The sequence below is a fragment of the Verrucosispora sp. WMMA2121 genome, from assembly GCF_027460185.1.
Classification (GTDB): domain Bacteria; phylum Actinomycetota; class Actinomycetes; order Mycobacteriales; family Micromonosporaceae; genus Micromonospora; species Micromonospora palythoicola.
This window is the reverse complement of the sequence record NZ_JAPZBH010000006.1, coordinates 1,577,964-1,601,301: the sequence shown is the minus strand read 5'-3', so window position 1 is coordinate 1,601,301 and position 23,338 is coordinate 1,577,964. Positions and strand designations below refer to the sequence as shown.

27 protein-coding genes are annotated in these 23,338 nt (G+C 72.8%); 13 read left to right on the top strand and 14 right to left on the bottom strand.

Translation table 11 applies throughout. From position 1 onward, the window contains the following. Positions 1-18: 18 nt before the first annotated feature. A complete protein-coding gene (locus O7605_RS16265) occupies positions 19-1,488 on the bottom strand; it encodes a hypothetical protein (RefSeq protein ID WP_269739973.1) in 1,470 nt (489 codons plus the stop codon). 121 nt (positions 1,489-1,609) lie between these two features. Here O7605_RS16265 and ndhC point away from each other — a divergent pair, with 121 nt between their 5' ends. After that, positions 1,610-1,987: an NADH-quinone oxidoreductase subunit A gene (gene ndhC, locus O7605_RS16260; RefSeq protein WP_269739972.1), complete on the top strand. Its 378-nt coding sequence runs from the start codon at positions 1,610-1,612 to the stop codon at positions 1,985-1,987. Between the two features lie 23 nt (positions 1,988-2,010). On the opposite strand, the gene folP is transcribed toward ndhC, so the two are convergent. After that, positions 2,011-2,880 (bottom strand): dihydropteroate synthase, encoded by an 870-nt coding sequence (gene folP, locus O7605_RS16255; RefSeq protein WP_269739971.1) that lies wholly within the window; start codon positions 2,878-2,880, stop codon positions 2,011-2,013. Positions 2,881-3,022: 142 nt separating this feature from the next. On the opposite strand from folP, the gene O7605_RS16250 reads away from it, so the two are divergent. The 4 genes from O7605_RS16250 to O7605_RS16235 are packed head-to-tail and all read left to right on the top strand — an operon-like array spanning position 3,023 to position 5,478. After that, complete coding sequence (locus O7605_RS16250) at positions 3,023-3,721, top strand: DivIVA domain-containing protein (RefSeq protein WP_269739970.1); 699 nt, start codon at positions 3,023-3,025, stop codon at positions 3,719-3,721. Then, positions 3,718-4,215, top strand: coding sequence for an SRPBCC family protein (locus O7605_RS16245; protein ID WP_164446752.1), 498 nt, complete (start codon positions 3,718-3,720; stop codon positions 4,213-4,215). Before O7605_RS16250 ends, O7605_RS16245 begins: the two co-directional genes overlap by 4 nt. A 45-nt stretch (positions 4,216-4,260) precedes the next feature. Then, positions 4,261-4,842: a DNA-3-methyladenine glycosylase I gene (locus O7605_RS16240; protein WP_269739969.1), complete on the top strand. Its 582-nt coding sequence runs from the start codon at positions 4,261-4,263 to the stop codon at positions 4,840-4,842. Positions 4,843-4,854: 12 nt separating this feature from the next. Then, entirely contained in the window at positions 4,855-5,478 is a 624-nt protein-coding gene (locus tag O7605_RS16235) for a hypothetical protein (protein WP_269739968.1), read from the top strand. Positions 5,479-5,512: 34 nt separating this feature from the next. Here O7605_RS16235 and O7605_RS16230 read toward each other — a convergent pair whose 3' ends face one another. Together O7605_RS16230 and O7605_RS16225 are read right to left on the bottom strand one after the other, a co-directional pair. Then, on the bottom strand, positions 5,513-6,304 hold the full coding sequence (locus O7605_RS16230) for an enoyl-CoA hydratase-related protein (RefSeq protein ID WP_269739967.1): 792 nt from the start codon (positions 6,302-6,304) through the stop codon (positions 5,513-5,515). Beyond that, positions 6,301-7,125 carry a PaaX family transcriptional regulator gene (locus tag O7605_RS16225; protein WP_269739966.1) on the bottom strand — a complete coding sequence of 275 codons (825 nt, stop codon included), beginning with the start codon at positions 7,123-7,125 and terminating at the stop codon, positions 6,301-6,303. The genes O7605_RS16230 and O7605_RS16225 overlap by 4 nt, the downstream gene beginning before the upstream one ends. 190 nt (positions 7,126-7,315) lie before the next feature. On the opposite strand from O7605_RS16225, the gene O7605_RS16220 reads away from it, so the two are divergent. Beyond that, positions 7,316-7,483 (top strand): DUF3117 domain-containing protein, encoded by a 168-nt coding sequence (locus O7605_RS16220; RefSeq protein WP_013283866.1) that lies wholly within the window; start codon positions 7,316-7,318, stop codon positions 7,481-7,483. A gap of 150 nt (positions 7,484-7,633) precedes the next feature. Further along, positions 7,634-9,100 carry a leucyl aminopeptidase family protein gene (locus O7605_RS16215; RefSeq protein WP_269739965.1) on the top strand — a complete coding sequence of 489 codons (1,467 nt, stop codon included), beginning with the start codon at positions 7,634-7,636 and terminating at the stop codon, positions 9,098-9,100. 84 nt (positions 9,101-9,184) lie between these two features. On the opposite strand, the gene O7605_RS16210 is transcribed toward O7605_RS16215, so the two are convergent. Further along, entirely contained in the window at positions 9,185-9,859 is a 675-nt protein-coding gene (locus O7605_RS16210) for an O-methyltransferase (RefSeq protein ID WP_269739964.1), read from the bottom strand. A gap of 186 nt (positions 9,860-10,045) precedes the next feature. Between O7605_RS16210 and O7605_RS16205 the strand changes: the two genes are divergently transcribed. Further along, positions 10,046-11,365 carry a S1C family serine protease gene (locus O7605_RS16205; RefSeq protein ID WP_269739963.1) on the top strand — a complete coding sequence of 440 codons (1,320 nt, stop codon included), beginning with the start codon at positions 10,046-10,048 and terminating at the stop codon, positions 11,363-11,365. Positions 11,366-11,441: 76 nt separating this feature from the next. Further along, the gene (locus O7605_RS16200; protein ID WP_269739962.1) at positions 11,442-11,861 is read left to right on the top strand and encodes a preprotein translocase subunit TatB; all 420 of its coding nucleotides are present in this window, start codon (positions 11,442-11,444) and stop codon (positions 11,859-11,861) included. A gap of 55 nt (positions 11,862-11,916) precedes the next feature. On the opposite strand, the gene O7605_RS16195 is transcribed toward O7605_RS16200, so the two are convergent. From O7605_RS16195 to O7605_RS16185, 3 genes are all read right to left on the bottom strand, one after another. Then, on the bottom strand, positions 11,917-13,065 hold the full coding sequence (locus O7605_RS16195) for an Mrp/NBP35 family ATP-binding protein (RefSeq protein WP_269739961.1): 1,149 nt from the start codon (positions 13,063-13,065) through the stop codon (positions 11,917-11,919). A 65-nt stretch (positions 13,066-13,130) separates the two neighbouring features. Continuing rightward, on the bottom strand, positions 13,131-13,760 hold the full coding sequence (locus tag O7605_RS16190) for a DUF1003 domain-containing protein (RefSeq protein WP_269739960.1): 630 nt from the start codon (positions 13,758-13,760) through the stop codon (positions 13,131-13,133). Beyond that, positions 13,753-15,063, bottom strand: coding sequence for a magnesium transporter MgtE N-terminal domain-containing protein (locus O7605_RS16185; RefSeq protein ID WP_269739958.1), 1,311 nt, complete (start codon positions 15,061-15,063; stop codon positions 13,753-13,755). The genes O7605_RS16190 and O7605_RS16185 overlap by 8 nt, the downstream gene beginning before the upstream one ends. Positions 15,064-15,171: 108 nt before the next feature. Between O7605_RS16185 and O7605_RS16180 the strand changes: the two genes are divergently transcribed. Both O7605_RS16180 and O7605_RS16175 read left to right on the top strand, forming a co-directional pair. Then, entirely contained in the window at positions 15,172-16,041 is an 870-nt protein-coding gene (locus O7605_RS16180; protein WP_269739956.1) for a PhzF family phenazine biosynthesis protein, read from the top strand. Positions 16,042-16,063: 22 nt separating this feature from the next. Beyond that, on the top strand, positions 16,064-16,588 hold the full coding sequence (locus O7605_RS16175) for a hypothetical protein (protein WP_269739955.1): 525 nt from the start codon (positions 16,064-16,066) through the stop codon (positions 16,586-16,588). 42 nt (positions 16,589-16,630) lie between these two features. On the opposite strand, the gene O7605_RS16170 is transcribed toward O7605_RS16175, so the two are convergent. After that, complete coding sequence (locus O7605_RS16170) at positions 16,631-17,341, bottom strand: HAD family hydrolase (protein WP_269739954.1); 711 nt, start codon at positions 17,339-17,341, stop codon at positions 16,631-16,633. A gap of 144 nt (positions 17,342-17,485) precedes the next feature. Between O7605_RS16170 and O7605_RS16165 the strand changes: the two genes are divergently transcribed. Then, entirely contained in the window at positions 17,486-18,412 is a 927-nt protein-coding gene (locus O7605_RS16165) for a DMT family transporter (protein ID WP_269742656.1), read from the top strand. A 38-nt stretch (positions 18,413-18,450) separates the two neighbouring features. On the opposite strand, the gene O7605_RS16160 is transcribed toward O7605_RS16165, so the two are convergent. The 4 genes from O7605_RS16160 to O7605_RS16145 form a co-directional block, all read right to left on the bottom strand. Continuing rightward, positions 18,451-19,266, bottom strand: coding sequence for a TlpA family protein disulfide reductase (locus tag O7605_RS16160; RefSeq protein ID WP_269739953.1), 816 nt, complete (start codon positions 19,264-19,266; stop codon positions 18,451-18,453). Between the two features lie 73 nt (positions 19,267-19,339). Then, a complete protein-coding gene (locus tag O7605_RS16155; RefSeq protein WP_269739952.1) occupies positions 19,340-19,933 on the bottom strand; it encodes a TetR/AcrR family transcriptional regulator in 594 nt (197 codons plus the stop codon). A gap of 88 nt (positions 19,934-20,021) precedes the next feature. Next, positions 20,022-20,741 (bottom strand): GNAT family N-acetyltransferase, encoded by a 720-nt coding sequence (locus tag O7605_RS16150; protein WP_269739951.1) that lies wholly within the window; start codon positions 20,739-20,741, stop codon positions 20,022-20,024. Between the two features lie 61 nt (positions 20,742-20,802). Beyond that, on the bottom strand, positions 20,803-21,645 hold the full coding sequence (locus O7605_RS16145; protein ID WP_269742655.1) for an SDR family NAD(P)-dependent oxidoreductase: 843 nt from the start codon (positions 21,643-21,645) through the stop codon (positions 20,803-20,805). Between the two features lie 110 nt (positions 21,646-21,755). Between O7605_RS16145 and O7605_RS16140 the strand changes: the two genes are divergently transcribed. Continuing rightward, positions 21,756-22,712 carry an HpcH/HpaI aldolase/citrate lyase family protein gene (locus O7605_RS16140; RefSeq protein ID WP_269739950.1) on the top strand — a complete coding sequence of 319 codons (957 nt, stop codon included), beginning with the start codon at positions 21,756-21,758 and terminating at the stop codon, positions 22,710-22,712. 55 nt (positions 22,713-22,767) lie between these two features. On the opposite strand, the gene O7605_RS16135 is transcribed toward O7605_RS16140, so the two are convergent. After that, the gene (locus O7605_RS16135; RefSeq protein ID WP_269739949.1) at positions 22,768-23,316 is read right to left on the bottom strand and encodes a DUF4190 domain-containing protein; all 549 of its coding nucleotides are present in this window, start codon (positions 23,314-23,316) and stop codon (positions 22,768-22,770) included. Positions 23,317-23,338: the final 22 nt, after the last annotated feature.

The following is a 23,338-nucleotide window of genomic DNA, read 5'->3' as shown; positions in this document are numbered from 1 at the left end:
CTGCACCCCCACCCCTGGTCACCGCACGTCCCACCCTTGCCGGTCGTACGTCCGGGCCGGTCGCCGGGCGCGGAACCAGATCCCGCTGTCCGGTTCCGGCGCGCCGCCGGCCGGGTTCGCCGCCTCGGTCCGCAGCGCCGCCCCGCTCGCCTCGCCGCCGGTCGGCAGCGTGCTGGCCCGCCGTCGCAACCACGCCACCACCAGCCCGGCGGCCAGCACCAGCAGCACCGACACGGTGATCAGCAGCATCGTGGAGCGCTGTCCCGCCGCCGGCCCGTCGCCGGGTGCCGCTCCGGCCGGGCGCAAGGCCGGTGACGTCACCGGTGCGGGCGGCGACACCACCGCGGGCAGTTCGGGTGACGTCGCGGTGATCCGGAAACTGAGCTGCATCCGTCGGTCGGCACCGTGGCGCGGATCGAGCCGACCGATCACCGCGCCGGACAGCGGCGCGCTCCGCAGCGCCTGCGCCGTCGCCGTCACCGGCAACCTCACCTCCTCGGTCCGCCCCGACCGCACCGTGCCCAACTCGCAGCGGGTACGCGTGGCCGCCACGGCGACACAGCCGGCGGGTGGCGTCGCCACCGTGACCCCGGCGGGCAGCAGCACGTCGACCCGGCCATCGGCGTCGGCCCGGCCGGTGTTGCCGAGCCGGACGAGTAGCTCCGTGCCGGCGCCCTCGGCGTCGAAGGTGACCTCCCCGGCCGACATGGTGATCCCCGGTACCGGCGGGCCGGGCGGGAAGAGCACGGCGAAGCCCTCGTCGTCACTCGCGGTACCGGCTGCGCCGGTGGCCGTCACCCGTACCGAGCCGGCCAGCGGCACGTTGCGCCAGGCGTCGCCGTCGACCCGGATCCGCAACCGGGTGCTGAACTCCGCGCCGGGTGCCGTGGTCCACTGCCCGCAGCGGTGCTCCCGGTTCCCGGCGTCGGCGCAGCCGCTCGTGCCGGCGTCGGTGAGGCCGGCCGGCAGGGTGTAGCTGAGTCGGACACCGGCGCTCGCGGTGCCGGTGTTGGCCACAGTCACGTTCAGGGTGACCACCATGCTGGCCGAGTTCCAGTAACCGGCCGGCAGGGTGACATCGCCGGTGGTGACCTTCACACCGGCCGCGGCTGGGGGTGCGAGGGTGGGATCGGCAGGCCGGGACGGCGGCGAGTACGTGGGCCGGGACGGTGCCGCCGTGACAGCCGGCGGACCGCTGCTCGGGACCGGCCCGCCGGTGGTGGTGCCCGGTGTCGGCGTTGTCGGGGGCGCGGCGGGCCCACTCGTCTCGATCGGCGGCTCCACCGTGGGGGGCGGTGAGGTGGGTGCCGGCTCTTCGGTGGGCTCGGCCGGCGGGCTGTACGGCACCGGCTCGGTGGCCCGACTCGCCGCCGGACCGGCCGCCACCGCTCCCGGCGCCACGGCGGCCCCGCCGGCCACCAGCAGACCGAGGGCGCAGGCCGACGCGAAGGTACGACGCCAGGCGCGCCGTCCGGGCAACCGTCGCATTGGTCCTCCGGTGCTGGTGGTGGTCTCACGGTGGTCGGAAGTTGTCCTGGGACACTAGTCCCCGAAGAAAGAAGTTCGCGACGCGACCGGGGTCGAGCGCGGGACGGTAGGCTGACCGACCGTGACCGGTTACCTGGGCTCGTACGCGACGCTCGGGCTGCTGCTGCTCGCCGGCGTGCTCTTCCTCGCCGTCGCGTTTACCGCCAACCGCGTGCTCCGCCCCGCCCGCCCGGCAGACCCGCCCGGCAAGCGCGCCAGCTACGAGTGCGGCCTCGACCCGGTGGGTGGCGACTGGGCGCAGATGCAGATCCGCTACTACGTCTACGCGTACCTCTACGTGCTGTTCGCGGTCGAGGCGGTGTTCCTCTTCCCCTGGGCGGTGATCTTCGACCGGCCCGGATTCGGGCTGGTCACCGTGGTGGAAATGGCGATCTTCGTGGGTGTCCTGGCGCTCGGCCTGCTGTACGCGTGGCGGCGCGACATTCTCCGCTGGACCTGACCGGCCGCTCGACCGAGCACCGCTCAGGCGAGGCCGCGACGGCTGAGCGTGGGTGGACGATCTCCCCGGACGGCCGCGACCATGTCCAGCAGCCGACGGGTGGGGCGGACCTGATGGGCGCGGAAGACCCGGGCGCCCAACCACGCGGAGACCGCCGTCGCGGCGAGCGTGCCCTCCAGCCGCTCCGCGACCGGCAGGTCCAGCGTCTCACCGATGAAGTCCTTGTTCGACAGGGCGACCAGCACCGGCCAGCCGGTCGCGGCCAGCTCGCCCAGCCGCCGGGTGATCTCCAGCGAGTGCCGGGTGTTCTTGCCGAAGTCGTGTGCCGGGTCGATGAGGATCCCGTCGGGGCGCACGCCCAGGGAGACCGCACGCTCGGCGAGGCCGGTGACCGTCGCGACCACGTCCGCCACCACGTCGTCGAAGGCCGCGCGGTGCGGCCTGGTTCGCGGGCTGAGTCCTCCCGCGTGTGAGCAGACCAGCCCGACACCGGTCCGCGCCGCCACCCGGGCCAGCGCCGGATCCGCCCCCGACCAGGTGTCGTTGAGCAGGTCCGCGCCGGCCGCCACGGCCTCTACCGCGACCTCGGCGCGCCAGGTGTCGATCGAGATGACGACGTCCGGAAAGGCGGCCCGTACGGCGGCGATGGTGCCGACCGTCCGCCGCATCTCCTCGGCGACGTCGACCTCGGTGCCCGGCCCGGCCTTCACCCCGCCGATGTCGACGATGTCCGCACCCTCGTCCACCGCCCGTTCCACCGCCCGCAGCGCGCTGTCGGCCGCGAAGGTGGCGCCCCGGTCGAAGAACGAGTCCGGGGTGCGGTTGACGATCGCCATCACCACCAGTTCGTCGGGACCGAACCGCCGGGTCCCGAGCCGCAGCACCCCGGCCACGCCACCTCCCACATCGCCGTACGCCGCCGGCCGATCACGCCGCTGGCACGCTGACGCTATCCCGTCGTCGGTCCGGCTTCCTGTCCGGTACGCCGCGCCGGGTGGGGTCGCCCTGTTCCCGTCGGCGTGCCACGATCAGTGCATGGGTCAGCCTTTGCTCCTGCTGGTCGTGGCGGTCACCGTCGCGGCGGTCGTGTTCGGCGTCACCGTGCTGGTCACCGGCCGGGATCCCGGCCTGGCTCCGGTCGAGGCGGACGGGCGTGCGGTGCCGCTGCCCGGCGACCGTCCGCTGCGTGAGTCCGATGTCGGCGAGGTGCGCTTCGACACCGCGCTGCGTGGGTACCGGATGACCCAGGTCGACCAGGCGATGCGCCGGGCCGCCTACGACATCGGCTACAAGGCCGAGCTGATCGGTGTGCTGGAGGCGGAGGTGACGGCGTTGCGGGACGGACGGATCGCCGACGCCGACGCGCTCCGACGGGCCCGCGAGCAGTCGGCCAACCCGGCGGTGGCGGGGCCCGCGCCCTGGGATCCGCCGGTGGCCGACGGATCGACGATCGAGCTTTCGGTGGCTCCCGCGGGAGCCGAGACCGGTGACCGCCCGATGCCGGCGGCCACCACCGAGGCACCGACGGATCCGGCGACCGCGGCGGGAGCGACGAGCGAGGCGACGCAGCCGGCCGACGGCGATGCCCGGCCGGCCGGCGGGCAGCAGGTGCCGGGTGCGGCCGAGGGCGCGGTCCCGGCGGCTGCCGATCCGGACGCCGACGACAGGCCGGCGGACAGCGGGGCGTCGGGCACCGCGTCGCGCGGTCCGGTGGTTCGGTCGGAGTCGGCGTGAGCGGCTCGGACGGCGTGGACGATCTTCGCGAGGCGGCCCAACCCGGCGCGGGTGAGGTGACCGCCACGGTGATCGTCAACGCGCCGGCCGAGAAGGTCTTCGCTGCCCTGCTGGCCTGGGAGCGGCAGTCCGAGTGGATCCCGTTCACCACCGTCCGGGTGGTGGAGGGTGACGGTGGTGAGGGGAGCCTGGTCGAGGCGGTGACCTCGGTCGGCCCCGCGGTGCTGCGGGATAAGATGCGGGTCGTCCGGGTGGACGCGCCGTACGAGATCGGCGTGGTGCACTGCGGCACGCTGCTGCGCGGCCCCGGGGTGCTGCGGTGCACCCCGCTGGAGAGCGGGCGCAGTCAGGTGGTCTGGCACGAGTGGTTCCACCTGCCGGGCGGCCCGGCCGGCAAGGTGGCCTGGCCGGTGCTCTGGCCCGGATCCAAGTTCAGCCTCACCCAGGCGCTGCGACGCTTCGCCCGCCAGGTCGAGCAGGGCCGCCTGCCCTGACCGGTGCCGGCCAGGCTGTCGGACACCGGGCCTAGCCTTGACGCCGTGACTGAACTGGTTATCGGCGCCGACGGGCTGGCCCGGTGCGGGTGGGGTGCCAGCACTCCCGACTACGCGGTCTACCACGACACCGAGTGGGGACGACCGCTGCACGGTGACGACGCCCTCTACGAGCGGATGACGCTGGAGGCGTTCCAGTCCGGGTTGTCCTGGCTGACCATCCTGCGCAAACGACCGGCCTTCCGAGCGGCCTTCGGCGGGTTCCGGATCGACACGGTGGCCGACTACGGCGAGGCCGACGTGAACCGGCTGCTCGCCGACGCCGGCATCGTCCGCAACCGGGCCAAGATCGAAGCTGCGATCGCCAACGCCCGTGCCGCCCAAGAGCTCCCGGAGGGACTCTCCGCGCTGCTCTGGTCGTTCGCCCCGCCACCCGATCGGGCCCGACCGGGCTCCGCCGCCGCCGTACCCGCGCTCACCGACGCCTCCACGGCCATGGCCAAGGCACTCAAGAAGCGTGGCTTCCGGTTCGTCGGCCCGACCACGGCCTACGCGCTGATGCAGGCCACCGGCATGGTCGACGACCATCTGGCGGGCTGCCACGTCGTGACCTCCCGACCGGCGTGATGGGATGAGGGCATGACGACCGACACCGCACATCGGGTGAACGGGACGAGCCGGGCGGACGACACGGGCAACTGGGCCGTGCTCCTGCCCGCCGGACGGTACGACGCCGAGCGGCTCGTCCACCACGACACGCTTGAGTTGACCGGGCTGGACGGCGGCAGCCTGCCCCGCCCCGGTGACCAGGTCGCGGTGCTGGCCGACGAGCCGCCGCGGCTGGTGGCCGTGGGTCGGGTCGCCGGCCCGCCCGCCGGTCGTCCGGAGGACCCGGACGACCCGCAGTCCGACCGGGTGCCCGACACGCTCGTCGTCGCGTACACCCGGCGGGCCTTCGACGAGCCGGTGCCGGCCGACGCGCTGCTCCTCGGCGGGCCGGTCACCCCGCTCGACGCGGCGACGTTCCGCGAACTGGTCGACCGGCTCGGTCCGGCCCCGCAGCGTCGCACCTGGCTGGTCAGCCTGGACCTGCCGATCGAGGCCGACTCGCCGGCGGAGGCGGTCCGGCTGTTCTGGGCATACGTGCAGGAACTCGGCCCCCGGGAGTTGCCGGCCTTCGTCTCGCCCTCGGGTGACGAGTTGGCCATGCAGGCGTTCGTGCTCGGCGCGGAGGCCAACCAGGACCCGGAAGAGGACGACTGACCGACCCGGTCCCGCCAGTGGGACCGGCGCGGGCTCAGCGGCCCTCGAAGACCGGCTTCTGCTTGTCGACGAAGGCCATGGTGGCGGCCCGGTGGTCCGCGGTCGCGCCGCAGATCGCCTGCGCCTGCGCCTCGGCGGCCAGCGCGTCGGCCAGGGTGCCGGCGTCGGCGACGGAGAGCTGACGCTTGATCGCCCCGTACGCCACGGTCGGCCCGGCGGCCAGGCGGGCGGCGAGTTCCTGCGCGGTGGGCAGCACCTGCTCGTCGTCGTCCGTCAGCCGGTTGAGCAGGCCCAGCCGGCAGGCCTCCTCGGCGCGTACCGGCTCGGCCAGCATCAGCAGCTCGACGGCCTTGGCGTGGCCGACGAGCCGGGGCAGCGTCCACGAGGCGCCGGTGTCGGCGGCCAGTCCGACCTTGGCGAACGCCATCAGGAAGCTGGTGGACGGACCACCGATGCGGATGTCGGCCAGGAAGGCGAGGGAGGCCCCGGCCCCGGCGGCCATGCCCCGGACGGCGGCCACCACCGGCTTCGGCAGGCTCGCCAGCCGGGCGGCGATCGGGTTGTAGTGCGCCCGGACGGTGTCCAGCGGGTTGTCGTCGCCCGCCCGGAGGGTGTCGACGTGCTCGCGCAGATCCTGGCCGGCGCAGAACGACCCGCCCGCCCCGGCCAGCACCACCGCCCGGCAACCACGATCGGACTCCAGCTCGGCGAGGGTGTCCCGCAGTGCCTCCTTGAGCGCCACGTCGAGCGAGTTCATCGCCGTCGGGCGGTTCAGGGTGAGGGTGACGACGGCGTCGGTGCGGTCGACGAGCAGCGGCTCGGTCACGAGTGGCGACCCTTCTGTCGGGCTAACCGGTGTCCACCGTCGAGGCACTGCTCGACGTACCGGTCGGCGGCCGGTCGGAGCCGGGCCGCGTGGCGGTCGAAGAAGCTGGCCGCGGCGGTGCCGGGCCAGCGCTCGGGCAGCAGCGCCGGGGGCAGCTGCGGATCCCGGAACAGGAAGGTACGCCATGCGTGCACCAGCCGGAACCGGGCCGCGTACGCCTCCTCGTCGCCGCTGCGGGCGGTGACGCCGGTCAGCAGCGTCCGCTGCTCGGCGACGAACTCCTCGTACGCCCGGCCGATCTCGGCCAGGTCCCAGGCCCGGCGGACCAGACCCATCGCGCCCGGCGTGCCGGCGGCGTGCGCCGCACTGAACCGCTCGAAGCGTACGCCCGCCTCGCTGAGCAGCAGATCGACGTCCTCGGCCGGGCGGGTGGCCACCCAGGTCTGCTCGTCCAGGGTGCCGTAGCCGAGGTACCGCAGGTTGGCGGCGAGGCGCTGACGGTCCCGGCGGGCGGTCGGTGCGTCCAGCACCAGCAGGTCGAAGCGCCCGTCCCAGCTGACCCGACCGGTGCGGTAGATCCGGGAGGCGGCCTCGTCGAGTCGGCGGGCCGCCTTCGGTGTGATCGAATATCCCGGTCCGGAGGTCAGCCTGATCGGTTCGAGCCAGCCCTGGCGCACCATTCGGGAGACCGCCGTCCGTACGGCAGGTGGCGCGATCCCGAGCGGCGCCAGCAGCTTGACCAGCGCGGCAACGGGTGCGCGTCCACCCCGCGGCCGGAGGTGGTCGCCGTACAGGTCGAAGAGTGCCGACCGTGCCTGCATGACCGCACATTGTGACAGGCCATCTAAGGATAAGCTAGATGCTGTTACATCAATGCTGCTTCGGTTTGGGTCCGGCGGTGTTCATCAGGGAAAATCGTCGGTCGACACCCACGTGCAAGTTGCGGGTGGTCATGGCGAAGTGGCTGTGGGGCAACCCACCGACCCTGGTGTAGGTCTGAGGGGAGACAACATGGCGGCGATGAAGCCGCGGACGGGCGACGGTCCGCTGGAAGTCACCAAGGAGGGCCGGGGCATCGTCATGCGGGTCCCGCTGGAGGGCGGTGGCCGGCTCGTCGTCGAGATGACTCCCGACGAGGCGACTGCTCTCGGTGACGCGCTGAAGGCGGCCGCCGGCTGAGTGTGGCCGGTGCGTCGGCGACGCTCGCCGCCGCGGACAGTTCGTCTGGTTCCTGGCTCTGAGCCACCGGTCCCACCGGTGGCTCAGAGCCGTCACACCTTCGCGCGGTCCGACCCACCGCGCGTCCGTCTCCAGGAGGTACGGCTCCGCGTGCTCGCCATTCGTCTGACCGCCGAGCCGGAACGGCTCGACACCCTCATCCTGCCCGTGCGGCCCGGCGCCGCCGAGGATGCGCCGGCCGAGTCGGTGCCGACCGCGGTGACCCCACCCGACGGGATCGCCGACGAGGTGGCCGCGTTGATCCCGGCGGCGCGGCTCTCGGGCGGGGCCGGCGAGGTGCACGTTCAGCTGCGCCCCGGGGGCGGCCCCGGGCGGCTGCTGCTGCTCGGAATCGGCGCGGCCGACGAGGCGGCGTGGCGGGCGAGCGGCGCGGCACTGGCCCGTGCCGCCAAAGATGAGACTCATGTCACACTCGCCCTGCCGAGCGGGGTGGCACCCGAGGCGGTGCGCGGCCTGGTCGAGGGACTGCTGCTGGCGTCGTACCGGTTCCGGCTGGGTGCGGACACCGACGCGCCCGCGCTCACCGACGTCGACCTGGCGGTCACCGACCCCGAGGCGTACGAGCAGGCCGTCGAGGTGGCGCGGACCACCGCCCGGCTGACCCGACTGGCCCGGGACCTCACCAACATGCCCTCCTCGGTGAAGAACCCGCAGTGGTTCGCCGAGCAGGTCACCGAGGCCGCGGCCGACCTGCCCGGGCTCACGCTGCGGGTTCGCGAGCCGGAGCAACTGGCGGCCGAGGGCTTCGGCGGCATCCTCGCCGTCGGTGGCGGATCGGCCAGCGGCCCGCGCCTGGTCGAGCTGGACTGGCACCCCGCGGACGCCCGGACCCATGTGGTCCTGGTGGGCAAGGGCATCACCTTCGACACCGGCGGCATCTCGATCAAGCCGGTGCCGGCGATGAAGCTGATGCGCAAGGACATGGCCGGCGCCGCCGCCGTCGTGGCGGCCACCCTCGGTGCCGCCACGCTGGGCCTGCCGGTCCGGGTGACCACGCTTGCGCCGCTGGCCGAGAACATGGTCAGCGGGGCCGCGTTCCGGCCCGGCGACGTCGTGCGGCACTACGGCGGGATGACCAGCGAGACGACGAACTCCGACGCCGAGGGGCGGCTGGTGCTCGCCGACGCGCTGGCGTACGCCGTCCAGGAGCTCAAGCCCGACCTGCTCGTCGACCTGGCCACCCTGACCGGCGCGAACGCGGTGGCGCTGGGCACCCGCACCGGCGCCCTCTACAGCGACAACGACCAGCTCGCCGAGGATCTGCTGGCGGCGATCAGGTCGGCCGGTGAGTCGGCCTGGCGGATGCCGCTGCCCGCCGACTACGTCGAGCACCTCGGCAGCGACCTGGCCGACCTGCACAGCGCGCCGACGCAGGGCGGTGGTTCCGTGCTGGCCGCGCTCTACCTGCGGGAGTTCACCGGCGAGCTGGCCGACCGGTGGCTGCACATCGACATGTCCGCACCCTCCTGGTGCGAACGCGACGACGCGGAGCTGACCCGGGGCGCGACCGGCTGGGGCGTACGCGGGCTGCTGCGCTGGTTGGCGGCGCTGGACTGACGGTGTGCGGGGCGCGGCCGGCTCACCCCGCAGCCGGCCGCTCGGTACCGCTGCCGGCCCGCCAGCGCGGCCGGGTGCCTCGGCTCAGCAGCGCACCGCGGCCAGCAGCCCGTGGCCGACCGGCAGCAGCGCCGGAATCCAGTGCTCCGACTCGCGGATGGCCTTCACCGTCTCGCGCACCAGCACCGTCTCCGAATCGCGGGCGGCCGGGTCGCCGATCCGGCCGCCGGCCAGCGCACCGTTGAGCACCAGTACGCCGCCCGGCCGCAGCAGGCGCAACGCGGCGTCCACGCAGGCGGTGAAGCCGGTCACCTCGGCGTCGACGAAGACCAGGTCGTACGCGCCGTCGGCGAGCCGGGGCAGGACGTCCAGCGCCCGGCCGGTGATGATCCGGGTGCGGCCGGAGACGAAGCCGGCCTCGGCGAAGATGCGCCGGGCGATCCGCTGATGCTCCACCTCGACGTCGATGGTGGTGAGCACCCCGTCGGCCCGCATCCCGCGCAGCAGCCACACCCCGCTGACACCGGTGCCGGTGCCGATCTCGACCACCGCGCGGGCGTTGCCGGCGGCGGCGAGCAGGCGCAACGCGGCACCCGCGCCTGCGGTGACCGCGTCCAGGCCGACCTCGCGGGCGAGGCTGCGGGCGGTCCGCAGGACGAGGTCCTCGGTGACGTACGACTCGGCGAACTGCAGGGCCGGGTTCGTCGAACTGCCGGAACCGGCGACCGTGGCGATGGGGCACCTCCGGGCGACGAGCATGATGCGCAGGGCGGTTGGGCACTGTGACTCTAAAGGCGGCCAGCTCTGAGCGCAGCGGGGCATCCACCCGCGGTGACAACCGCTGACCCGGTGCGGCGCATCCGTGCAATCCTGGAAGCGGTGTCCGGTAGCCCGCGCCGGATCGCGGACGCGTGGACACCGGGGGACGGGAGTGGGAGGCACCGAGTGACCGACGGCTGGGACTGGCGCCAGCCCGGCGTGGGTGGAGCAGCGGCCGGGCATCCGACGGCCGGGCATCCGACGGCCGGTGGACCGGCGACACCGCAGGACGGCGGCCATGCCGGGTCGCCGTGGTGGTCCGACGCGCTCGCCGATCCGTGGCGGGATCCGCACGCACCGGCGGCGGTGGTGCTGCCCGCGGCACCGGTCGTCGGCAGCGAACCGGAACCGGTCGTCGATCCCGACGCGGCTGGCCGGCCGAGACTCCAGCAACTGCTGCTCATTCCGCTGGTGACCGCCCTGCTCGCCGGCGCGCTCGGTGGTGCGCTGGGCTACGCCTTCGCGATCCGTGGTGGTGCCGGTGCGACGGTGCTGGGCGCGGTCCCCGGTGCGGCGCCGACGCTCGCCCAACGCCCGCCGGAATCGCTGGCCGGCGTCGCCGAGCGGGTGCTGCCCAGCGTGGTCACCGTCCGGGTCGCCGGCCTGGGTGGCACCAGCGAGGGCTCAGGCTTCATCGCCAGCGCCGACGGGCATGTGATCACGAACGACCACGTGGTGGCCGGCGGCACCGGGAAGGCGTCGGTCATCTTCAACGACGGCAGCTCGGCGTCCGCGACCGTGGTGGGACAGGACGCGGAGTCCGACATCGCGGTGATCAAGGTCTCCCGCACCGGGCTGCGCCCGGTCGAATTCGGCGACTCCGACGCCCTGGCCGTCGGCGACCCGGTGCTGGCGATGGGTTCGCCGCTGTCGTTGGCGAACACGGTCACCGCGGGCATCGTCAGCGCCCTGGACCGGACGATGCACGCCGGCGAGCCGGGCGGACCGACGCGCTACTACGCCGCCATCCAGACCGACGCCGCGGTCAACCACGGCAACTCGGGCGGCCCGCTCGTCGACGCGGCGGGACGGGTCATCGGCGTCAACTCCACGATCAAGTCGTTGGTCGCCGAGGGGCAGGAGGCCGGCAACATCGGCCTCGCCTTCGCGATCCCGATCAACCAGGCGAAAAGGATCACCCAGGACATCATCGGCACCGGGAAGGCCCGTCGTACGGTGATCGGCGCTCAGGTGGGCGGGCCCGGCTCGGGCACCAACGGTGCCGGCGTACGCCTCGCGACGGTCGAGCCGTCCGGCCCGGCCGCCGGTGCGGGACTGCGCGCCGGTGACGTGATCCTGAAGCTGAACGGTCGCCCGATGACCGAGCCGACCGACCTCATCGCCCTGGTCCGCAAGTACGCGCCCGGCTCGGTGGTGACCGTCGAGTACCGCCGGGGTTCGACCAGACAGAACGCCTCGGTCACCCTCGCCGCGGACGCGAAGTGACCCGTGCACCCTCTTCTGGCAGCGGCACCGACGTGCGTACTCTGGCTGCGGTAGCCGGGGGAAAGGGGGACCGAGGGTGTTCGAGAACCTGAACGTGTGGGAGGTCGGAGCGCTGCTGCTGCTGGCGCTGCTGATCTTCGGCGACCGGCTGCCGGCGGTGATCAGTGACGGGCTGCGGATGGTGCGCAACCTACGCAACATGGCCCGCAGCGCCACCACGGACCTGAGCAAGGAACTGGGCACCGACATCCAGTTGGAGGATCTGCACCCCAAGGCGTTCATCCGCAAGCATCTGCTCAGCGAGGAGGACGAGCAGGCGATCCGGAAGCCGCTTCAGGGCGTCTACGACGGCCTCCGCGCCGATGTCACCGGTGTGCACGACGAGCTCAAGGATGTCGCGAACGCGGCCGACCCGCGCCGGTCCGGTCTGCCCCCGGCGAGCACCACCAGCCCGGTGCCGGCTCCCCGGGCGGTCAGCTACGACGACGTCACCTGACCGCCGCCACGAGAGGCGGCCTCCGCGCCTGACCGGGCGAGGTTGTACCGGCGGCTCAGCGTCCGGCCGGCTTGAGACCCAGCGGCTTGCCGAGCAGGGACTCGCGACGCAGCGCGAGCCGGTCGGCCACCTGGCCCAGCGCCTTCGACGCCGGAGAATCCGGCTCGGCGAGCACGATCGGGTTGCCCTCGTCGCCCGCCTCCCGGACCCGGGTGTCCAGCGGGACCTGACCCAGCAGCGGCACCGACGCGCCGATCGTCTGGGTCAGCGAATCCGCCACCGTCTGGCCGCCGCCGGCACCGAAGATCTCCATCCGGGAGCCGTCGGGCAGCTCCAGCCAGGACATGTTCTCGATCACACCGACCACCCGCTGGTGGGTCTGCAACGCGATCGCGCCCGCCCGCTCGGCGACCTCGGCGGCGGCGGCCTGCGGGGTGGTGACCACCAGGATCTCGGCGTTCGGCAGCAGTTGGGCCAGCGAGATCGCCACGTCGCCGGTGCCCGGGGGAAGGTCGAGCAGCAGGACGTCGAGATCACCCCAGTAGACGTCGGCGAGGAACTGCTGCAACGCGCGGTGCAGCATCGGACCCCGCCAGACCACGGCGGCGTTGCCGGCGGTGAACATCCCGATCGAGATGACCTTCACCCCGTGCGCCTGCGGCGGCATGATCATGTCTTCGACCCGGGTGGGCCGGCCGTCCGCACCGAGCATCCGCGGCACCGAGTGCCCGTAGATGTCCGCGTCCACCACGCCGACGGACAGACCCCGGGCGGCCAGTGCGGCGGCCAGGTTGACCGTCACGCTGGACTTGCCGACACCGCCCTTGCCGCTGGCCACCGCGTACACCCGGGTGCGGGAGCCGGGCTGGGCGAACGGGATCACCGGCTCCTCAGTCGCGCCGCCGCCGCGCAGCTTCGCCTGGAGCTCCTGGCGCTGCTCGGTGCTCATCACCCCGAACTCGATCTCGACGCCGCTGACCCCACTCACCGTGCCCACGGCCGCGGTGATGTCCGCCCGGAGCTTGTCCTTCAGCGGGCAACCGGCCACGGTCAGCAGCAACTCGACCCGGACCACGCCGTCCTCGCCGACCTCGGCGGAACGCACCATGCCGAGTTCGGTGATCGGCCGGCGGATCTCCGGGTCGTTGACGGTGGCCAGGGCGGCCAGGACGGCGTCGTTGACGGTGCTGACGGGAGCTGACATGCCCGTAATGCTACGTCGGCGGCAGGCCGTCACCGGTGCCGGTGACAACGGTGTGAGCGAGTCGATCAGCTCTCCGGGCGGTGGGAGGCCGCCGGGTCGTGACGACCGTCACCCGGTTGGTCGCCGTCCACCTCGTCGCGGGGCTCGTCCAGCCCGTCACCGCCGGCCCGGGCGGCCGGGTCGTCCCGGTGCCGGCGCTCCAGCCGCTGTCGCCGCTGCGCCGCCTCGTCCAACTCCTCGGCCAGCCGGGCCAGCTCGGAGCGGACGAAGTCCCGGGTGGCCACCTCGCCGAGTGCGATCCGCAGCGCGGCGATCTCCCGGGCCAGGTACTCCGTGTCGGCCTTCTGCATGGTCGCCCGGCGTCGGTCCTCCTCCATCGCCACCCGATCGCGGTCGGCCTGACGGTTCTGTGCCAGCAGGATCAGCGGCGCCGCGTACGAGGCCTGGATGGAGAGCACCAGGGTGAGGAAGGTGAAGGTGTACGGGTCGAAGCGCATTCCCGCCGGAGCGAGGGTGTTCCAGAGGAACCATGCGCTGATCACCAGCGTCATGTAGACGATGAAGTTCGCCGTGCCCATGCCACGGGCGATGCCCTCGGCCCAGCGTCCGAACGTCTCCTGGTCCACCCGGGGCAGCTTGAAGCCCCGGGGCTCCCGCGGTAGGTCGAGCCGTTCCGTGCGCCGCTGCTCAGTCATGACCACCGTCCGTCGCCGGGTCCGGAACGGCCGGGGTCGTCGCCCCGTTCGGTAGGCCACTCGACGCGCCGTCCCGGTCCCGCCAGTCCCGGGGCAGTGAGTGGTCCAGCACGTCGTCGACGGTGACGGCACCCACCAGCCGGTTGTTCCGGTCGATCACCGGCATGGCCACCAGATCGTAGGTGGCCATCCGGCGAGTGATCTCCGGCAGTGGGGTGGTCGGACGCAGCGGATCGATGTCGTTGACCACCACCCCGCCGAGCAGGTCGGCCGGGGGTTCGCGGAGCAGCCGTTGGAAGTGCACCATGCCCAGGTAGCGGCCGGTGGGGGTGGCCATCGGCGCCCGGGCCACGAAGACCTGCGCGGCCACCGCCGGGGAGAGCTGGGGCTCCCTGATCCGCGCGAGGGCCTCCGCCACCGTCGCGTCCGGGGGCAGGATGACCGGTTCGGAGGTCATCACGCTGCCGGCCGTGCCCGGCGTGTACTTGAGCAACTGCCGCACCGAATCGGCCTCGTCCGGTTCCATCAGGTCGAGCAGCACGTCCTGCTCCGGCGGCGGCAGCTCACCGAGCAGGTCGGCGGCGTCGTCCGGGTCCATCTCCTCCAGGATGTCGGCGGCCCGTTCGCGGTCCAGCGCGGCGAGGATCTCCACCTGGTCGTGCTCGGGCAGCTCGCTGAGCACGTCGGCGAGCCGTTGGTCGTCCAGGGCCGCCGCGACCTCGTTGCGCCGGGCGTCGGGCAGGTCCTGTAGCGCGTTCGCCAGGTCCGCCGGACGCATGTCCTCCAGTACGGCGAGCAGGTTGGCCGTGCCCCGGGTCTCCGCCACGCCACTGAGCCCGCGTACCTGGTTCCACTCGACCTGGTGCAGGTGGCCCCGGCGAGCCAACCGGCCCGTCTGTTCGCGGACCGCCACCCGGGTCAGCGACCACTCGCCACCACGACTGCACTCCATCGCCACGTCGACCACCGACGCGGCCCGGCCCTCCGGTGCGACCTGTACCCGGCGGTCCAGCAGTTCCTGAAGCACGAGCAACTCGTTCGGGCGTTTCTCGAACCGGCGCAGGTTCAACGTGCCGCTGCCGAGCACGATGGCGTCGGCGTCGATCGAGGTGATCCGGTTGATGGAGAGGAAGATCCGTCGACGCATCGGCATCTCGGCGACCAGACCGACGACCTCGGGCGGCCGTTGGCTCACGCGCAGCCGGGCCACCGCGTCGCGTACCCGGCCCACCTGGTCGCCGTTGGGGTCGAAGACAGCGACTCCGGAAAGTCGGGCGATGTACACCCGGGTCGGCGTGCTCACGGGCACCAGCCTAGGTGGTGTGTCGACGCCCCGGCCGACGATGCTCCAGGGGCGGCACGGCCGGGCAGTGACCCGGACATACGCCCCGAGGGCCTAGTGTTTATCAACATGTCGACCTTGGCTTACGAGATCGTGGACGTCTTCACCGACCGTCCGTACGCCGGGAACCCCCTCGCGGTGGTCTTCGGCGCCGACGGGCTGGCGACCGACCAGATGCAGGCTCTGGCGCGCGAGTTCAACCTGTCGGAGACGGTCTTCGTGCTGCCCGCCACCCAGGTCGGTGCCACCTACCGGGCGCGGATCTTCACGCCGGTCGACGAATTGCCGTTCGCCGGTCACCCGAGCGTCGGCGCTGCGGTCACCGCCGCTCGCCGAGGCCTCTTTCCGACCGGGCAGGTCAACCAGGAGTGCGGTGCCGGGGTGCTGCCGATCGAGGTGAGCGAGGGCGCCGCCGTCCTCACCGGTGGCAGCCCCACCCTCGGGCCAGAACTGGAGCCGGAGCCGCTGCTGGAGATGGTCGGGCTCGGCGCCGAGGACCACCTCGGCCCGGCGCCCCGGGTCGCCGGCTGTGGCCTGGAGTTCCCGTTCCTGCCGGTACGCCCCGACGCCCTCGCCCGGGCCCGGGTGGACCCGGTGGCGGCCGGGCGGTACGGCATCGAGCATGTCAGCGTCTTCTCCTGGAACCCCGCGACCCAAACCGCGCACGCCCGGGTCTTCGTCCCCGGTCTCGGCGTACCCGAGGACCCGGCGACCGGTTCGGCCGCGCTCGGTCTCGGAGTGTGGCTGGTCGCCAGCGGCCTGCTGCCCGGCGAGGGACGATCGTCCTACACCGTCCGGCAGGGCGTCGAGATGGGCCGACCGGCCTCGTTGGCCTGCACCGTGACCGCAGCCGGTGGCGTGGCGGTGGGCACCAGCGTCGCCGGTCAGGTGATGCCGGTGGCACGGGGGGAGATCCTCGTCCCGCCGTTCGTCGGCTGACGGCGGACGCGGACCGGCCCGGATGCGAGAGGATGCCGCGGTGACCGACGAGCCTGAGAACCACCCACTGGTCGACGAGGCGATGAAGAAGGCCTCGGTGGCCTGGGTCGCGGTGGCCGGCAACCCGCCGCTGGCCCTGTGGTGCGTACCCCTGGAGGCCGCGCTGTTCGTGGTCAGCGGCCCTGGGGAGCAGTCCGCGCCGGGCCTGGCCGAGGCGGACGAGGCCCAGGTGACGCAGCGCGGCGATCACGGTGGCCGGATCGTCACCTGGCCGGCACAGGTCAGCCGGGTGGCACCCGGCACCGAGCAGTGGGAAACGCTCGCTCCGTTGGTGGCGGCCAAACGGCTCAACGCGCCCGGACCCACCACCGAGCTCGTCGCCCGCTGGGCAGCCGGCGGCTGCGCCCTGGTGCGGCTCGCGCCGGCCGGCCAGCCGGCGCACGGCGACGAGTTGCCGTCCGGCTCGCTGGCCGAGCAGCCCCGGCCGACGCCGGCGGTGCGCGCCACCCGACGGCCGTTCCGGCTGCACCGCGTCCGGCGGCGCTGACCAACCTCGTTCGCGGCGACGCCGGCCCGGGGTGGCTGCGTGCTACGCGGGTGCGCCGACCGGGCTGGGAGCCTCGTCGACCAGGTCGACGACCTGGCAGAGGGATTCCAGGGTCCGGCCGGCCCAGTCCGCGTCGAGGTTGAACACCAGATGGTCGGCGAGGTCGGGTGCGGCGAGCCGGACCGCGCTCAGGCCGGCGCGCTGCGCACCGGTCAACTCCTGGCTGCCGCCGTCACCGACGTAGAGACAGTCGGCCGGCGGCAGGCCCAGCCGCGCACAGGCGGCCAGGTAGAGGCTCGCGTCCGGCTTGCAGCGCCCCACCTGCACCGAGAACACCCGGACGTCGAGCAACGGGGCGACCGCCAGCTCCGGCAGGAACGTCGGCAGCTCGTGGGTGCAGTCACTGATCACGCCGGTCCGTACGCCCCGCCGCCGCAGCGCCCGCAGGGTCGGCACGGCCTCGTCCCGTAACCGGGTGTCCGCGCGTACGGCCTGGTGGCGGGCAACGGCGGCGGCTCGCAATGCCTCCGCCGAAGGGTGTACGCCGACCTGTTCGCACACCCAGCGCAAGGTCCCCTCGACGGTGTCGAAGCGCCCGCTGGCGCGTTCGTAGAAGCTGCGGTCGAGCACCTCGAGAAAGGTGTCCGGCGGACAGCCGAGCAGTTCGGCGGTGCTGAGGTGACCCTCGCCACGCTGAACCGGACGGGTCAACGTGCCGAAGAAATCGAACAGCACCGCCCGGAACGTGGGCATGGAAACCGACTCCGGGCGGAAGGGAGGAGCCCTGGGTGAGGACGCGCATGATCGTAACCGAACGCTGACGGAAAGTGCTGCCCCTACGACGTGTGAAGATTGCACCTCGTGGTCACCGAACCCCATCGTCCGCCGCTCGACCTGATGACCGGCGCGGCACTCGCCGTCGCCGTCTTCGCCGTCTCGTCGTCCGCGCCGCTCATCGCGTTCGCCGCCGCGCCCGCCCTGGCGGTCGCCTTCTGGCGCAACATGCTGGCCGTCGCCGTGCTGAGTCCGTTCGCGCTGACCCGCCGACGGTCCGAGTTCCGCTTCGTCACCACTGGCGCGGGCCGCCGCGAGGGCATGTTCTGCGTCCTCTCCGGGGTGGCGCTGGCGGCGCATTTCGCCGCCTGGATGCCGAGTGCGAAGCTCACCTCGGTGGCTGCGGCAACGGCGCTGGTGGCCACCCAGCCGGTCTGGCAGGGGCTGATCGCCCGGGCGCAGGGCCGCCGGTTGCCGGTGGGTGTCTGGGTAGGCATCGGGGTGGCCGTGGTCGGGGCGGTGCTGGCGACCGGAGCCGACTTCACGGTTTCGGGCCAGGCCTTCACCGGCGATCTGCTGGCGCTGGCCGGTGGGCTGTTCGCGGCCGTGTACACCGCGCTGGGTGAGCGGGCCCGGGTCACCGTCAGCAACGCCACCTACACCACCATCTGCTACGGCGTGTGCGGCCTGATCCTGCTGGTGGTCTGTCTCGTCGGCCGGGTGCCGCTCAGCGGCTTCGACACCGGCACCTGGCTGGCCGTGCTCGCCCTGGTCGGCGGGGCACAGCTGCTCGGCCACTCGATGTTCAGCTACGCGCTGCGGCGGGTCTCGGCCACCACGGTGAGCGTGCTGATCCTGCTGGAGGCACCCGGCGCGGCGCTGATCGGCTGGGCGTGGTTGGGTCAGCTGCCCGATCCGGTGACCCTGCCCGGCCTGTCACTACTGCTGGTCGGGGTGGCCGTGGTGGTGTTGTCCAGCGCCCGCACCGCCCGGCGTGCGACACGCGTCAGCACGGCGGTGCCAGCGGACGCGGTGCCGGTCCGCGACTGAGCAGTCGTTCCCAGGTTCGCCGCGGCCCGCCTCGGCGGTCACGACGCCACCGCGACCACGGCGGCGGCCAGGACGACAACCGCGCCGGTGAACGCTGCCGCGGCGATACCTCGGCGGTCCTCCGGCAGTCGCCGGAACAGGCGGGAGACCCGCCCGAGCACGGCCAGCGGCGTGGCCGCCAGCCAGATGTCACGTTCGACCCGACCGCCGGCGAAGCTCACCACCTCGGGCAGGTGGCCGACGGCGCGCAGCAGCGGTCCGACCATGGCGCGGCTGCGCCCGCGCGCCGGAGCACCCCCGGCCGCGATCGCGGCCAGAGCCGTCCGCAGGCCCTGCTCATCGTTGGCCCAGTGGGCCCGGTACCTGATCACGCCGGTGGCGTCGAGAAGGTACGCCGAGTTGGGTTTCGGGCTCATCGCCCGGTGCAACCCGCCATCCAGGTCGTCGACGGCCACCTCGAATGCGACCCCGTGATGCTTGCGCAACTCCTCGGCATGCCGCCACTTGTCCTCGGCGGTCCGGGGCTGACCGAAACGCTCGCCCGGGTGCGCCTCGCGGGTGTTTACCAGAACGAACCGCACCCGGTCGCCGAAGTCGCGGTGCAGGGCGCGTAACACCGGCCCGGCGCTCTCGGTGACCGGGCAGGTCCGTGAACCGAAGACCATCAGCACCGGCAGGCGACCGAGGTCGGCGTCGGTGAAGCGGCCGCCGCCCAGGGTCGGCAGGTCGAAGGCCGGCATCCGGTCACCGGGTGCCGGAGCATTCCGGTCGAACGTCAGATCGTCGAGCAGCAGGGCGGTGCGGAAGCGGGTGAACCGGTACTCCTCGCCCGCGTCGGTGGTCGACTCCCGCATGGAACCTCCTCAGTAATTGACCGATCGGTCAACTCAATGTGCATGACGAAGGGGCGCTCGTCGCTGGCGAGGGTCAGCCAGGTGCCCGCAGCAGCAGCCGGATGTCGGCCTTGGCGAGCAGCACCAGGGCCGGGTCGTCGTGCGCCTTGGCCAGCAGCGCCAGCCCCTGTATCAGCGCCAGCGCACGGGTCGCGGCACTGTCGGCATCGACGTCGGCCGGCACGTCGCCACGCCCCTTCGCCTCGCTGATGGCCGTGGCGAAATAGCCCGTCCAGCCGGACAACACCCGCCCTGCCCGGGCTCGGCCGTCGTCGCCGTGACCGGCCACCTCGGCGACCAGGCCGCCGAGTGGGCAGCCGGGAGTCGCGCCGAACCTCTCCCGCATGAACGAGAGCATCCGCACGAAGCTGTCGACGAACCGGTCGATGCGCTCCAGCGGCGCTACGTCCGCGACGAAGGCCTCCTCCAGTACGGCGTGCAGCATCTCCCAGTTGCGGTCCAGCACGGCTCCGCCGAGCGCCTCCTTGGATGGGAAGAAGTGGTAGAGACTCCCCTTGTGGACACCTGCCGCCTTGCAGATCTCCTCGGTGCTCACCTCGGCCAGCGAGGCGCCGTGAACCAGGTCGCGCGCCACCGCGACGATGCGCTCCCGAGTGTCCCGAGCCACGACTCACTCCTCAGACTTGACTGCTCGGTCTAATTTAAGTCGCTGTTGACCGCTCGGTCAAGTCTGGCGGCGCCGTCCCGGCCGCCGGTCACACCTCGTGTACCTCGAGCACCCGGGTCTGCGGGGCGGCCTCGCCGAGCGCCACCCGCAGCGCGATCCGCTCCGGATCGGCCAGGTACGACTCGTACCCGGCCCGGGTGTCGAACCGGATGACGTGCACCTCGGTACCCCCGTCGCCGGTGCGCAGCCGGCGTTCCAGCCGTCCGCCGTGGCGTGGCAGCAGCGCCAGCACGGTGTCCTCGTACCGTTGCCCGGCCTCGACCGCGCCGTCGGGAAGCTCCACCAGAGCGACCAGGCGCACTGCGGCGGCCGGGTCGTTCACCAGCGACTTCCAGAACTGGTGGTCGACGTGACCACCGGGGATGCCCTCCCGACGACCGGTGTCGAGGTAGCCGTGCCGGCGATAGAAGCCCGGAGCCTGGAACGAGAACGAGGCGACCGAGATCTCGGCGCAGCCCCGCCGTCGGGCCTCCTGCTCGGCCGCCGCCAGCAGCCGACCGCCCCAGCCTTCGCCACGGCGATCCGCGCGGACCCAGACCATGTTGATCCCGGCGCAGCCGCCCCAGCTCCACCCGGTGAGCCCGGCCATCAGCTCGCCGCCCGCGTCGGTGACCCGGACGGACAGCGCCGCCTCGTCGGTGGCGCCGGTGGCCCGCTGGTTGAAACTGGTCAGCTCCGCGTCCAACCGGGCGGCCAGTTCCTCGTCCTTGCCCAGCACGTGCAGGTTGACGCCCTCCGCGACGGTCATGGCGCGGAGTATCGCAATGTTTCCCGACCGGGGCGACCCGGTTGCCCGGCCCGACGCGACCTCAGGCCGGGCGGCCCAGCCCGTCCGGGATGCCCACCGCGGCGGCGCTGGCCGCCCAGAGTCGCGCAGCGAGCCGCGGGTCGGTCGCCTTGGGCCACGGGCGGCGTGGCCGGCAGTCGAAGTAGTAACCACCGTTCGTCAACCGGGAGCCGTCCTGGTTGGCGAGCCAGACCAACGTCTGGGCGCCCTTGGCCGGGCTGCGGAACGGCAGCAGACGCATGCCCAGGGCGACCACCCGACTCTCGTTGCCGAACCGGGTCCGCACCACCCCCGGATGGAAGCAGTACGAGTCGACCTGCGGCCACCTGCGGGCCGCCTCCGCGGTGAACAGGATGTTCGCCTGCTTGCTGGTGCCGTACGCGGACATCGGGCGGTAACGGCGCAGCGGGGCGTTGAGATCGTCCGGATCGAGCGTGCCGCTGCGGTGCGCGCCGGAGGCGGTCACCACCATGCGGCGTACCCGGTCGGCCAACAGGTTGCTGAGCAGGAAGGGCGCCAGGTGGTTGGCCTGGACGGACAGTTCGAAACCGTCGACGGTGGTGACCGGCTGGAGCACGATCGCGCCGGCGTTGTTGGCCAGCACGTCGATCCGGTCGTACCCGGCGCGCAGCCGCTCGGCCAACTGCCGGACGTCGTCGAGGGCGGCGAAATCGGCCCGGAACACCTCGGGCCGCTCCCCGGACGCCTCGCGGACCTCGTCGGCGGCGGCTCGCAGTCGGGCCGGATCCCGGCCGACCAGGACCACCCGGTCGCCCCGGCAGGCCAGCTTGATGGCGGCAGCCAGTCCGATGCCGGAGCTGGCCCCGGTTATCACGACCAGTCGGCGGTCAGTGACATCTTCCACAGGTCCATTCACCGCGGTCACGGCACGAGGTTACCGTGGCGTCACAAGCACCTCAGAGATCGTTGAGTCAGGGGCGGCGCTGTGGCCGTGCCTCGGAAGGAGCGCCGTCGATGGCGGTTGTCGGGCGTCCCCGCCGGTCCTGTCTGGCCGTGCCCGGATCGAGCGTCAAGATGCTCGGCAAGGCCCAGGGCCTGCCCGCCGACCAGGTCTTCCTCGACCTGGAGGACGCGGTCGCCCCACTGGCCAAGCCGGACGCCCGCAAGAACATCGTGGCCGCGCTGAACGAGGGTGACTGGGCCGGCAAGACCCGGGTCGTCCGGGTCAACGACCTCACCACCCCGTGGACCTACCGGGACGTCATCGACGTGGTGGAGGGCGCGGGGGCGAACCTCGACTGCGTGATGCTGCCGAAGGTGCAGGACGCGGCGCAGGTGCAGTGGCTGGACCTGACCCTCACCCAACTGGAGAAGACCCTCGGCCTGGAGGTGGGCCGGATCGGCATCGAGGCGCAGATCGAGAACGCCGCCGGCCTGGTCAACGTTGACGCCATCGCCGCCGCGTCGCCCCGCGTCGAGACGATCATCTTCGGTCCGGCCGACTTCATGGCCTCGATCAACATGAGGTCGCTGGTGGTCGGCGCCCTCATCCCCGACTACCCGGGCGACCCTTACCACTACATCCTGATGCGCATCCTGATGGCCGCCCGGATGCACGACAAGCAGGCCATCGACGGCCCGTTCCTGCAGATCCGGGACACCGACGGGTTCCGCGAGGTGGCCAAGCGGTCGGCGGCCCTCGGCTTCGACGGCAAGTGGGTACTGCATCCCGGGCAGATCGACGCCGCGAACGAGGTCTACTCGCCGGCCCAGGCCGACTACGACCACGCCGAACTGATCCTCGACGCCTACCAGCACTACACCTCGGAGGCCGGTGGCCGGCTGGGTGCGGTGATGCTCGGCGACGAGATGATCGACGAGGCGTCCCGCAAGATGGCGCTGGTGATCGCCGCCAAGGGTCGGGCCGCCGGCCTGACCCGCACCTCGACGTTCAACCCGCCGGCCGAGTAACCGCGGCGATCACCCGGTGCCCGCCCCGACCTCGGCCGGGGCGGGCGTACACCGGTCAGGTGGTGGAGGACGAGTTCGCGATGGCGAAGGCGATCGCGATGGCGTAACCGATGATCACCAGTGCGAGCAGGCCGGTGAGGATCCAACCGACGATGATGGCGGCCTTGGCCATCCCCTCGCCGCTCTCGCCGGTCTCCCGGATCTGGCGCATGGCCACGTGCCCCATGATGGCGCCGACCGGGGCGGTGATGCACGAGCCGATTCCGATCAGGGAGAGGACCAGGGCGACGATCGCCAGCGAGTTCGTCTTCTGCTGCGGATAGCCGTACCCGGGCTGGGGGTAGCCGTAGCCGGGCGGGGGCGGCGGCGGGTAACCGGCGGGCTGGGCCGGCGGGTAACCGGCCGGCGGATACGGCGCGGCGGCCGGGTCAGACTTCATCCCGGCGTACGGGTCGGCCGGCGGCTGATACGGATCGTATCCGGACGGCTGCGGTGGAACGGCCGGCTGCGAGCTGACCGGCAGCGTCGGGTCGGCGGGCGGGCTGGACGGCTGGCCGGTCGATGCGGGGTCGGGCCAGCCGCCGGCCGGCGGGGGTTGCGTCATCGGGCTTCTCTTCCGTCGCGAT

Coding starts and splice junctions, on each gene's coding strand:
- O7605_RS16235 (WP_269739968.1), top strand. CDS start 4,855: ATGACGACCGACACCGCACATCGGGTGAACGGGACGAGCCGGGCGGAC.
- O7605_RS16170 (WP_269739954.1), bottom strand. CDS start 17,341: ATGCCCACGTTCCGGGCGGTGCTGTTCGATTTCTTCGGCACGTTGACC.
- O7605_RS16195 (WP_269739961.1), bottom strand. CDS start 13,065: ATGTCAGCTCCCGTCAGCACCGTCAACGACGCCGTCCTGGCCGCCCTG.
- O7605_RS16160 (WP_269739953.1), bottom strand. CDS start 19,266: ATGCGGGAGTCGACCACCGACGCGGGCGAGGAGTACCGGTTCACCCGC.
- O7605_RS16135 (WP_269739949.1), bottom strand. CDS start 23,316: ATGACGCAACCCCCGCCGGCCGGCGGCTGGCCCGACCCCGCATCGACC.
- O7605_RS16175 (WP_269739955.1), top strand. CDS start 16,064: ATGCGAGAGGATGCCGCGGTGACCGACGAGCCTGAGAACCACCCACTG.
- O7605_RS16220 (WP_013283866.1), top strand. CDS start 7,316: ATGGCGGCGATGAAGCCGCGGACGGGCGACGGTCCGCTGGAAGTCACC.
- O7605_RS16210 (WP_269739964.1), bottom strand. CDS start 9,859: ATGCTCGTCGCCCGGAGGTGCCCCATCGCCACGGTCGCCGGTTCCGGC.
- O7605_RS16140 (WP_269739950.1), top strand. CDS start 21,756: ATGGCGGTTGTCGGGCGTCCCCGCCGGTCCTGTCTGGCCGTGCCCGGA.
- O7605_RS16180 (WP_269739956.1), top strand. CDS start 15,172: ATGTCGACCTTGGCTTACGAGATCGTGGACGTCTTCACCGACCGTCCG.
- O7605_RS16250 (WP_269739970.1), top strand. CDS start 3,023: ATGGGTCAGCCTTTGCTCCTGCTGGTCGTGGCGGTCACCGTCGCGGCG.
- O7605_RS16150 (WP_269739951.1), bottom strand. CDS start 20,741: ATGACCGTCGCGGAGGGCGTCAACCTGCACGTGCTGGGCAAGGACGAG.
- O7605_RS16165 (WP_269742656.1), top strand. CDS start 17,486: ATGACCGGCGCGGCACTCGCCGTCGCCGTCTTCGCCGTCTCGTCGTCC.
- O7605_RS16225 (WP_269739966.1), bottom strand. CDS start 7,125: ATGCAGGCACGGTCGGCACTCTTCGACCTGTACGGCGACCACCTCCGG.
- O7605_RS16265 (WP_269739973.1), bottom strand. CDS start 1,488: ATGCGACGGTTGCCCGGACGGCGCGCCTGGCGTCGTACCTTCGCGTCG.
- O7605_RS16190 (WP_269739960.1), bottom strand. CDS start 13,760: ATGACTGAGCAGCGGCGCACGGAACGGCTCGACCTACCGCGGGAGCCC.